Origin of the sequence: Hydrogenophaga sp. (genome assembly GCF_035481345.1) — a bacterium.
Classification (GTDB): Bacteria; Pseudomonadota; Gammaproteobacteria; order Burkholderiales; family Burkholderiaceae_C; genus Hydrogenophaga.
Genome location: NZ_DATIGV010000111.1, coordinates 1 through 9,355, shown reverse-complemented (window position 1 = coordinate 9,355; position 9,355 = coordinate 1). Strand labels below are relative to the sequence as shown.

The 9,355-nt window shown below is 71.0% G+C and carries 9 protein-coding genes; all 9 read right to left on the bottom strand.

The features are described 5' to 3' along the window. Positions 1-1,408 (bottom strand): amidase (locus tag VLG41_RS12390; RefSeq protein ID WP_325349711.1); only part of this gene is annotated, 1,408 nt, incomplete at its 3' end. Continuing rightward, entirely contained in the window at positions 1,405-2,871 is a 1,467-nt protein-coding gene (locus VLG41_RS12385; RefSeq protein ID WP_325349710.1) for a mandelate racemase, read from the bottom strand. The genes VLG41_RS12385 and VLG41_RS12390, both read right to left, overlap by 4 nt. A gap of 34 nt (positions 2,872-2,905) precedes the next feature. Continuing rightward, entirely contained in the window at positions 2,906-3,682 is a 777-nt protein-coding gene (locus VLG41_RS12380) for an ABC transporter ATP-binding protein (protein WP_414652491.1), read from the bottom strand. Between the two features lie 35 nt (positions 3,683-3,717). Further along, positions 3,718-4,734 (bottom strand): ABC transporter substrate-binding protein, encoded by a 1,017-nt coding sequence (locus VLG41_RS12375; RefSeq protein ID WP_325349708.1) that lies wholly within the window; start codon positions 4,732-4,734, stop codon positions 3,718-3,720. 43 nt (positions 4,735-4,777) lie between these two features. Continuing rightward, the gene (locus VLG41_RS12370) at positions 4,778-5,554 is read right to left on the bottom strand and encodes an ABC transporter permease (protein WP_325349707.1); all 777 of its coding nucleotides are present in this window, start codon (positions 5,552-5,554) and stop codon (positions 4,778-4,780) included. Positions 5,555-5,578: 24 nt separating this feature from the next. Continuing rightward, the gene (locus VLG41_RS12365) at positions 5,579-6,643 is read right to left on the bottom strand and encodes a dihydrodipicolinate synthase family protein (protein WP_325349706.1); all 1,065 of its coding nucleotides are present in this window, start codon (positions 6,641-6,643) and stop codon (positions 5,579-5,581) included. A 6-nt stretch (positions 6,644-6,649) separates the two neighbouring features. Beyond that, positions 6,650-7,522 carry a GNAT family N-acetyltransferase gene (locus VLG41_RS12360; protein ID WP_325349705.1) on the bottom strand — a complete coding sequence of 291 codons (873 nt, stop codon included), beginning with the start codon at positions 7,520-7,522 and terminating at the stop codon, positions 6,650-6,652. After that, positions 7,509-8,588, bottom strand: coding sequence for an NAD-dependent epimerase/dehydratase family protein (locus VLG41_RS12355; protein ID WP_325349704.1), 1,080 nt, complete (start codon positions 8,586-8,588; stop codon positions 7,509-7,511). The genes VLG41_RS12360 and VLG41_RS12355 overlap by 14 nt, the downstream gene beginning before the upstream one ends. Positions 8,589-8,720: 132 nt before the next feature. Then, the coding region (locus VLG41_RS12350; protein WP_325349703.1) for a TetR/AcrR family transcriptional regulator at positions 8,721-9,355 on the bottom strand (635 nt) is incomplete at its 5' end.

Genomic DNA, 9,355 nt, shown 5'->3' with positions numbered 1-9,355 from the left:
ACTGGAGGCGGCGATCGAACCACGGCCGCGCCGCCTCCAGTTGCGCGCACAGGCGCAGCAGCAGGCCCTCTTCGCCATAACGCGCCGCGAACTGGCAGCCGATCGGCACACCGCCATCCGTCCAGTGCAGCGGCACCGAGGCCGCGGGCTGGCCCGTGACGTTGAAGGGGTAGGTGAAGGGCAGGTAGGCCGTCACCTTGGCGAGCCAGGCCCGCGCGTCGCTGGAGCGGATGTCGAACCAGCCCAGTGGGCGCGGCGTCTGCGCCAGCGTGGGCGTGAGCCAGACGTCGTACCGCTCGAAGAAGCCCGCGATGCGCCGCGCCTGGCGGTGCAGCGCCTGCAGGTTGAGGATGTACTCGGCCGCGCCGATCCCGCGCGCGGATTCGGCCAGCGCATAGGTCAGCGGCTCCACCAGCTCACGCTCCGGCATGGCGCCGCCGGTGGCGCGCGCGATGTTGGCCAGGGTGTTGGCCGCGAACACCATTTCAAAACCGCGCTCCAGCGCGGGCGCGTCGAACCCGGGCGAAGCCGCTTCCACGTGGTGGCCCAGCTGTTCGCACAGGCGCGCGGCGTCTTCCACGGCCGCCACGCAGGCCGGATCCACGGGCACGCCGGTGGGTGCGGTCGTCGCGAAGGCGATGCGCAGGCGGCCGGGCGCGCGGCCCACTTCGTCGAGGTAAGGCCGCTCGGGCGGCGCGGCGCTGTAGGGGTCGCCCGGCATCGGCCCGGCCAGTGCGTCGAGCAGGGCCGCGCTGTCGCGCACGCTGCGGCTCACCACGTGCTGGTGGGCCAGGCCGCTCAGGCCCTCGCCACCGTCGGGGCCGGCGGTGATCCGCGCGCGCGTGGGCTTCAGGCCGAACAGGCCGCAGCAGGAGGCGGGGATGCGGATGGAGCCGCCGCCATCCGTGGCGTGGGCCGCGGGCACCATGCCCGAGGCCACGGCCGCCGCCGCGCCGCCGCTGGAGCCACCGGGCGTGAGCGAGAAGTCCCAGGGGTTGCGGGTGAGGCCGTACAGCAGCGATTCGGTGGCGGGCGAGAGGCCGAACTCGGGCGAGTTGGTCTTGCCCACGATGACCAGCCCGGCGCGGCGCATGCGCGCCACGATCTCGCTGTCGGCCGCCGGCATCTGATGGGCGTACAGCCGCGAGGACGCGGTGGTGGCGGCGCCGGCCACCGAGGCCACCAACTCCTTCACCAGGAAGGGCACGCCCTGAAACGGGCCGGGCGGCAGGCCGCGCGCGATCTCGGCGCGCGCCGCGTCGCAGAGCGGCGTGACGACGGCGTTGAGCGTGGGGTTGTGGCGCTCGATGCGCGCGAGCGCGGCGTCCAGCAGCTCGCTCGGCGTCACCTCGCCTTGTCGCACCAGGCCGGCCAGCGCCAGGCCGTCGTGCTGTTCGTAGTCGTTCATGGCGTCGATGGGGTGGTGGGCGGCCAGTCGGCGCGCGCCATGGGCGCGGTGCCGTCGAGCACGGGGTCCACGGCGGAGCCGAAGCCCGCGCCACCCAGCGAGCCCAGCGCCAGTTGCCCGCGTTCGATGCGCAGGCGCACGCGGCCGTTCTGCTCGTGGTACAGGTCTGTGTGGGCGGTGAGGTAGGCCTGCGCCTCGGCCGGCGGGCGGCCGTTGAAGCCGTCGATGAAGTGGTGGGCGTTGCGCTCCACGTGCGGGATGCCGAGCAGGGCCACGAGCGCGAGGTCCTGCTGCACCGAGAGGCCCGGCTGGGTGGTCAGGTCCTCGGCCGACATGAAGTAGGTCGGGTGGCCAACGGCCTCGTTCCACACGCGGCAGCGCGCGAGGTTGAGGAGGGACTTGTAGAAGCCCTTGCAGGCCTTGGACGACACGCCGGTGTAGCCCAGCGCCCGCGCGCGCGGAAAGGCCTCGAGGTCGCCGTCGGACTCGTCGATGATCACCGGCTTGTGGCGCGCCAGCACCGTCACCGGCCGGGCCAGCGCCACCTGCCGTTTGATGGGTTGCTCGATGAGCAGCGTGGACTCGCACAGGCGCCGCAGCGCGGGCTCGGCCTGCATGCGCTGCCACAGCGCGGCGATGGCCTCGGCGTCCTCGTACTGCTCGTTGCCGTCGAGCGTGGCGGCGTAGGGCTCGTCGAGGCGGTCCAGCACCGCGGCGATGCGGCGCAGGCGCTCCAGGTCCGCGTCGGCCTGGCCGCTCACCTTGAGCTTGAAGTAGCGGTTGCCGTAGGCGGCCACCACCTCTTCCAGCGTCTCGGGCAGGCCGTCGTTGACGCGCGTGCCGGCCGGCTGGTCGGCCGCGACGATGGGGTCGAGCAGGCCCACGGTGTGGCGCACCGCCACGCTGGTGAGGGGTTCGAGCCCGCGCAGGAAGGGCGCCAGTTCGAAGCCGTTCAGATCGGGCGCGATGGCGTGCGCGCGCATGCCGGGCCGGTTGTGCCGCAGGGCCTGCCAGAAGCTCAGGCCTTCGATGCGGCAGAGCGCGTCGAGCACGGCGCGGTCCAGCAGGGCGGGGCCGTAGCTGGTGACCAACGGGTTCAGGCCGCCAGCGGCGCCCGCGTCCAGCAGCGCGCGGTGGTGCTGGGCGTACAGGTCGAAGGCGCTGAGGGCGGGTGCCGCGCCATAGGCCTCGGTGCTCAGCTCCAGCGCCTTGCGCAGTTGGTCCAGGTTCTGTGCGTCCGACAGCGCGGGGTCCTTGTCGAACCACTTGGCGCCGAGTGCCTCGGCGGCGTAGCCGGTGCCCTCGCGCCCGTTCTCGTGGCGCACGCGCACGCGCACGATGGCCTGGCGGCCCTCGGTGACGGTGATGACGCCGAAGCGAAAGGGCAGGCGCAGCCGGTACGGCGACTCGAAGGCATCGACGGACAGGACCTTCAGGCGGGGGGCGTGGGGCGTGTGGTTCATTCGGCCCAGGGCCTCTTCGACGGCGCGCGCGGGCTCACCAGTGCGGGCCGGTGCGGGTCTCGGCCCGCCCGGTGGCACCGGAGAGTTCGGTGTACAGCTCGAACGCCATGCGGCCCAGCGCCGGGTCGGCCCGCGTCTCGGCGGTGCGCGGGCGGGCGATGTCCACCGCGCGGATGTTGGCCACGCGGCCGGGGCGCGGCGACATGACGACCACGCGGTCGGCGAGGAACACCGCCTCGGGAATGGAGTGCGTGACGAAGACGATGGTCTTGCGCTGGCCGCCACCGGCGCTTTCGCCCCAGATGCGCAGCAGCTCGATGTTCATCTCGTCGCGCGTCATGGCGTCGAGCGCGCCGAAGGGCTCGTCCATCAGCAGGATGGGCGGGTCCATGATGAGGGCGCGGCACAGCGAGGCGCGCTGCTGCATGCCGCCCGAGAGTTCGCCGGGGCGCTTGTCGGCGAAGTCGCCCAGGCCCACCATCTTCAGCAGCGCGAGCGCGCGCTCGCGGTACTGCGCGGGGTGGCCCCCGGACAGCTCCACCGGCAGCAGCACGTTGTCCAGCACGGTGCGCCACTTCAGCAGCAGCGCGGCCTGGAACACCATGCCCACTTTCGGGATGGGTTTGTCCACGGGCACGCCGTCCACCACGATGCGGCCGCTGGTGACCGGGCGCAGCCCGGCGATGGCGCGCATCAGCGTGGACTTGCCGCAGCCGCTGGGGCCCACGAGGGCGACGAACTCGCCCTCGTGGATCTGCAGGGAAATGTCGCGCAGGGCTTCCACCGGGCCGCTGTCGGCCTGGTAGACCATGCCCGCGTGGTCGACTTCGATGAGGACGCGTGGGTTCACTTGACGGCCAGCGGCATCGCCACCTTGGTGAAGAAGGCGGTGTTGAACACGTCCTTGCAGTCCACCTTCTTCGGCAGGCCCATGTAGGTGTTCACGATCTCGGTGGAGGCGCACATCTTCTTCTCGTCGATCCAGCCGATGCCGTTGTCGGCGTAGTTCTTGGTGCGCATCAGGTCAAAGCCCATCTGCATGTTGGCCTCGATGATGGCGAGGTCGATCTCGGGCACGCGCTTCTTGAAGATGGCCAGGGCTTCCTTGGGGTTGGCCATCACGTCGCGCCAACCCATGTACGAGGCTTCGAGGAAGGCCTTGAGCTGCTGCGGCTTGTCGGCCATGGTCTTCTCGCCCGCGATGATGGACATGGCGTAGAGGTCGAAGCCGTGGTCGGCCCAGGGCAGGCGCACCGCCTTGCCCGGGCCCATGGCCTTGTCGTAGAAGGGCTGGCCGGTGGTGTAGTCGGCCACGCCGTCGACGCGCTTCTCGGCGATGGAGGCCACCTTGGCGGTGGGTTCGATGTTGACCCACGTCACCTTGGCCGGGTCGATCTGGTTCAGGCGAGCGAAGGCGGGAAAGGCCAGGCGCTGACTGTCGCCGGCGGGCGCGGCCACCGTCTTGCCTTCCAGGTCCTTGGGCTTGAGCAGGGGCTTGTCGGCGTGGCTGAAGAAGGTCATGGGCGTCTTGTCGAACACCATGCCCACCATCTTCACGCGCGCACCGCGCGAGCTGGCCGAGATGACCGGCACCGCGTCGGCCAGGCCGGCGTCGGCGCGGCCGGTGTCCACCTTGGCGATGGAGTCGCCCGAGCCCTTGGAGTTTTCCAGCGTCACGTCCAGGCCGCGCTGGGCGTAGTAGCCCTTGTCCAGCGCCACCCAGTAGGCGGCGTGGTCGCCCACGGCGAACCAGTTGAGGGCGAAGGTGAACTTCTCCTTGGCCTGCGCGGCGGCCGTGAGCGGCATCAGCGCCAGCAGCGCCGAACACACGGCGGCGAGGGGAACAGCGAGCCTGGGGGTCATGGTGCTTTCCTTTCGGGGGACGGGGTGGGGGGCGGACGGGAAATCAGCGCGGCGCCTCTTCGGCCCAGGGCGCGAGCAGGCGCGAGAGCAGGGCCACCAGGCCATAGAGCAGCAGGCCCAGCACCGAGATCCACACCAGCGCGGCGAAGGCGGCCGGCGTGTTCATGCTGCTCTGCGTGGTGATGATCACGTAGCCCAGGCCCTTCTGCGAGGCCACGAACTCGCCCACCACCGCGCCCACCACGGCCGAGGTGGCGGTGACCTTGAGCGCGCTCAGGATGTAGGGGTAGGCGTTGGGGATGCGGATCTTCAGGAACACCTTCCACTTGGGCGCGCTGAACACGCGGCCCAGGTCCACCATGTCCTGGTCGATCTGCGTGAGGCCCACGGCGGTGTTGATGACGACGGGGAAGAAGCCGATGAGCGCGCCGATGAGCATGTTGGGCAGGATGCCGTAGCCCAGCCACATGAGGAACAGCGGCGCGATGGCCACCTTGGGCAAGGTGTTCACGAACACCAGGAAAGGCGTGAGCGCGCGCGAGATGCCCTGCGACCACGCGATGGCCATGCCCAGCGCGACGCCGGCCACGCCGGCGATGACGAAGGCGCCGAGGATTTCCACGCCGGTGATCCAGGTGTGCGCGAGCCAGGGGATCTCGTCGCTGAACATGGCCTGCCACACGGCGCGCGGGCCGGGCAGCAGGTACTCGCGGATGTCGAACACGGTGACCGCGAGTTGCCACAGCAGAACGAAGCCCACGAACAGGCCCACGGCGGGCAGGTAGTGGACGGTCCAGCGCGCGAGCTTGTTCTGGGTCATGGTGGGCTCCTTGTCACGCAACGTTCAGGCCAGCCAGCGGGCCAGCCCCTCGGCCACGAAGGCGTCGTCGGCGAGATCGCCGTGCTGCGCGTACACGCGGTCGATCTGCTCTTTCTGTCCGGGGCTCAGGCCTTCGTCGGGGTCCAGGCACCAGGTGCCTTCGAGCAGGCCCTGGCGGCGCAGCACCTCGTGGCAGCCGGCGATGCAGCCGTGGAAGTGGTTGGCGACGTCGAAGAAGGCGCTGTTGCAGTCGGTGACGCGGCTGTCGAGCGCGAGCAGCTCGGCGCTCACCGCCGGCTCACGCGACGCGGCCTGGCATTGCGCCAGCAGGCGCACCGCGCCCGAGGTCCACACCGACCAGTGGCCCAGCAGGCCGCCGCGGAAGCGCACGGTCACGGGCTGGCCATCGCGCATGACGGTGAAGGGCGTGAGCAGGTCCAGCACGATGTGGTCGTCGTTGCCGGTGTAGAGCGTCACGCGGTCCTCGGCGCGCGCCTCGACCACGCCGCGCACCACGTCGAGCGTGCGGTAACGGTGAAAGGGCGCGACCTTGATCGCGACCACGTTGGGGAGTGCGGCGAAGCGGGCCCAGAAGGCGGCGCTGAGGTCCATGCCGCCCACGGCGGGCTGCAGGTAGAAGCCGATCAGCGGGATCTCCCGCGACACGGCCTCGCAGTGCGCGATCAGGGCGTCCTCGCTTTCGCCCTTCATGGCGGCCAGGCTCAGCAGGCCGGCGTGGTAGCCCAGGCCCAGGGCCAGGCGCGCCTCGGCCATGGCCTGTTCGGTGCGGCCGCACACGCCCGCCACCATGGCGAGCTCGCGGCCGGGGGCCACCCAGTCGCGCGCGGTGGCTATCGCCAGGCGCAGCACCTCTTCATACAGGCCGACCTCGCGGATGGCGAACTGCGTGGTGTGCACGCCCACGGCCAGGCCACCGGCGCCGGCGTCCAGGTAGTAGCGGCTGAGCGCGCGCTGGCGGCGCACGTCGAGCTGGCGCTGCGCGTTGAGCGCGAGCGGGTGCGCGGGAATGGCCAGGCCGCGCTGCAGCAGCGCGCGGGCGTGTTGGACGTGGGTGGGGCTCAGGCTCATGGGATCTCAACCAAATTCGGGGCCGGCCACGACGAACAGCCGGTCATGGACAGAAGCGATGGGGGCGGGGCCGAGCGCCATGCGCGCGAAGGACCGTTGGCGGGCGAAGCCGTGCTGCGCGAGCCAGGCCGTCAACACGGTCCAGCGCTCGGGCACGTCCAGGAACACGGGGCCGCTCAGCTCCGCGAAGGCGGCCTGCAGCAGCGACAGGGCCGAGGCCTCGTCGCCGGCCACGAGCGGGCCCAGCTGCGTGGCGCGGCGGCCCTGGCGGGCCAGCACGAAACCGTTGCCGTCCGCCGCCACGCGGGCGCGCGTGCCGGGGCGTTGCAGAAAGTCAGTCAGCAGGGTGCGGCGATCGAAGCCATTGGCCTGGGCGTCGAGGCGTGCGATCGCTTGCGCGTTCACGGCGCCCGCAGTCGGCATCGACGGCCCGTGGGCCAGCGTGCCCTCCCAGCGCGACAGCGCGAAGCCGGCCTGAAAGCCCAGCTTCGCGTAGGCCGGCTGCCCGGCGGGCGTGGCGTCCAGCACGGGTGTCGCACCCAGCGCGCGCAGGTGCGCGATGCAGTGCCCCATCAGCGAGCTCGCCAGGCCCTGGTGGCGCCACTCGGCGGCCACCAGCACCATGGAGATCCAGCCGATGCCACCACCCACACCGTTGCCCACCACTTGGCCCACCCCTGAGTCATAAGGCAAGGCCGCGGCCGTGGCGACCAGGCGCCCGTTGTCCGCGGCGCGCAGGCCAAAGACCCGGCCCTGGCGCACGAAGAAGCGCCAGTCCTCGGCGGTCTGGTTCCAGCCCGCCGCGTCCGACAGCGCCAGGCCGTCCGGCGCATCGTCCGGGCCCAGCACCACCAGGGTCAGGGCCTCAGAAGGCGCCATCCCTGACCTCGAACTTGGTCGGCTTGTTGAAGGCGGGCTGTTCGCGCTTCACCCAGTCGGCCACCCAGTCGAGCATGGCGCCCAGTGGCACCAGCGGGTAGCCGAACAGGCGGCAGGCCAGCGTGGTGTCCGACAGCAGCGCGGTGCTCGCCTCCTGGCCCACCACCTTGGCCGGCACGCCCAGGCGCAGCGCGAATTGTTCGACGAGCCAGCGCACCGACAAGGTCTCGGGGCCCGTGCAGTTGATCGGCGTGGCCGGCGTGGTGCAGTGGCGCAGGCTTCGCAGCACCTGCGCGTTGGCGTCGCCCTGCCAGATCACGTTCACGTGGCCCATGGTCACGTCCACGGGCTCGCCGCGGTGCACCTTGGAGGCCACGTCGTAGAGCACGCCATAGCGCATGTCGATGGCGTAGTTGAGGCGGAAGAGGCGCCCCGGCGTGCCGTGCTGCGCCGAGAAGTACTCGAACATGCGCTCGCGCCCGATGCAGGACTGCGCGTACTCGCCCAGCGGCGCGGGCGGCGTGCTTTCGCTGGCGCCCTGGCGGCCCACCGTGGTGAGCGGGTAGATGTTGCCGGTGGAAAAGCCCACGATGCGCGAGCCGCGGAAGGTGTCGGCCACCAGGGCCGGCACGTGCGTGTTCATGGCCCAGGTGAGGGCCTGGTTGTCCTTGGCGCCGAACTTGTGGCCGGCCGCGAAGACGATGTTGGGCACGCGGGGCAGGGCCTCGATGGACGCGCGGTCCAGCAGGTTGGCGGTGATGGTCTCGATGCCCCAGGCCTCCAGGCGCTCACGCACCTCGGGGTCGCTGAAGCGCGCGACGCCGATCACGCGCTTGTGCGGCGCGGCGTTCTTGGCCAGGCGCGCGAGCGTGGGGCCCATCTTGCCGGCCACGCCGAGGATCATGAGGTCGCCGTCGACCTGCGCGAGGTCGTCGATGAGGGCCTGGCTGGGCCGCGACAGGAACTCCTCCAGCGCCTCGACGGACTCGAAACGCTCGGGCAGGTGGGCCGGGTCCAGCAAGGTGACGCGGCTGCGCCCCGAGGCCCCGGATGGCTGGCTTGGCATGGAATCGCCCCTTTTCTCGAACTCGATGGAATGAGCATAGGGGCGTGACACCACGGCGTCAACCGTTTGGTTGAAATGAGGCGTCAGGCACTGCCGGCGGGGACGTCCGTCCATGCCTCGCCGAGGGGCGGATCAGGCGCGCAGGCCGGCCATCGCGAAGGCGACGACGTGCGCGCGGTAGGCGTTCACCGCCGCGGACGACTCCAGGTCGCGGCCGAAGATCGAAGCCAGCGTGAGGCGGTTGGAGAAGAAGAAATACGACATGCCCGCGACCGAGATGTACAGCTCCACCGGGTCGATGCCGCGGCGAAACACCTTGGCGCGGATGCCGCGCGCCAGGGTCTTGGCGATCAGCTCGATCAATGGCGAGTTGGTGTCGCGGATGGCGCTGGAATCGCGCACGTGCGGCGCGCCCTGCGCGTTCTCGTGGTTGAGCAGGCCGATGAAGTCGGGGTGCTGGGCCAGGTAGTCGAAGGAAAAGCCGATGAGGGTGGCCATGGCCTCCTCGGGCTTCATGTCGCCCAGCTTGAGGCTGCGTTCCTGCGTGCGGATCTCGGTGTAGACCACCTCGAGCGCCGTGCGGTACAGATCCTCCTTGCTACCGAAATAGTAGTAGAGGAGCTGCTTGTTGACGCCGGCGCGGGCCGCGATCTCGTTGACGCGCGCGCCGGTGAGGCCCTTGGCGGAGAACTCCGCACGGGCCGCCGCGAGGATGGCCGTGCGGGCGGCGCTGCTGTCGGCGTCGGGGTGGCTGTTGGCGGCGGCGC

What these genes read in the sequence shown, in the direction of transcription:
- VLG41_RS12385 (WP_325349710.1), bottom strand. Translation starts at nt 2,871, where the DNA reads ATGAACCACACGCCCCACGCCCCCCGCCTGAAGGTCCTGTCCGTCGAT.
- VLG41_RS12380 (WP_414652491.1), bottom strand. Translation starts at nt 3,682, where the DNA reads ATGGTCTACCAGGCCGACAGCGGCCCGGTGGAAGCCCTGCGCGACATT.
- VLG41_RS12365 (WP_325349706.1), bottom strand. Translation starts at nt 6,643, where the DNA reads ATGAGCCTGAGCCCCACCCACGTCCAACACGCCCGCGCGCTGCTGCAG.
- VLG41_RS12355 (WP_325349704.1), bottom strand. Translation starts at nt 8,588, where the DNA reads ATGCCAAGCCAGCCATCCGGGGCCTCGGGGCGCAGCCGCGTCACCTTG.
- VLG41_RS12375 (WP_325349708.1), bottom strand. Translation starts at nt 4,734, where the DNA reads ATGACCCCCAGGCTCGCTGTTCCCCTCGCCGCCGTGTGTTCGGCGCTG.
- VLG41_RS12360 (WP_325349705.1), bottom strand. Translation starts at nt 7,522, where the DNA reads ATGGCGCCTTCTGAGGCCCTGACCCTGGTGGTGCTGGGCCCGGACGAT.
- VLG41_RS12370 (WP_325349707.1), bottom strand. Translation starts at nt 5,554, where the DNA reads ATGACCCAGAACAAGCTCGCGCGCTGGACCGTCCACTACCTGCCCGCC.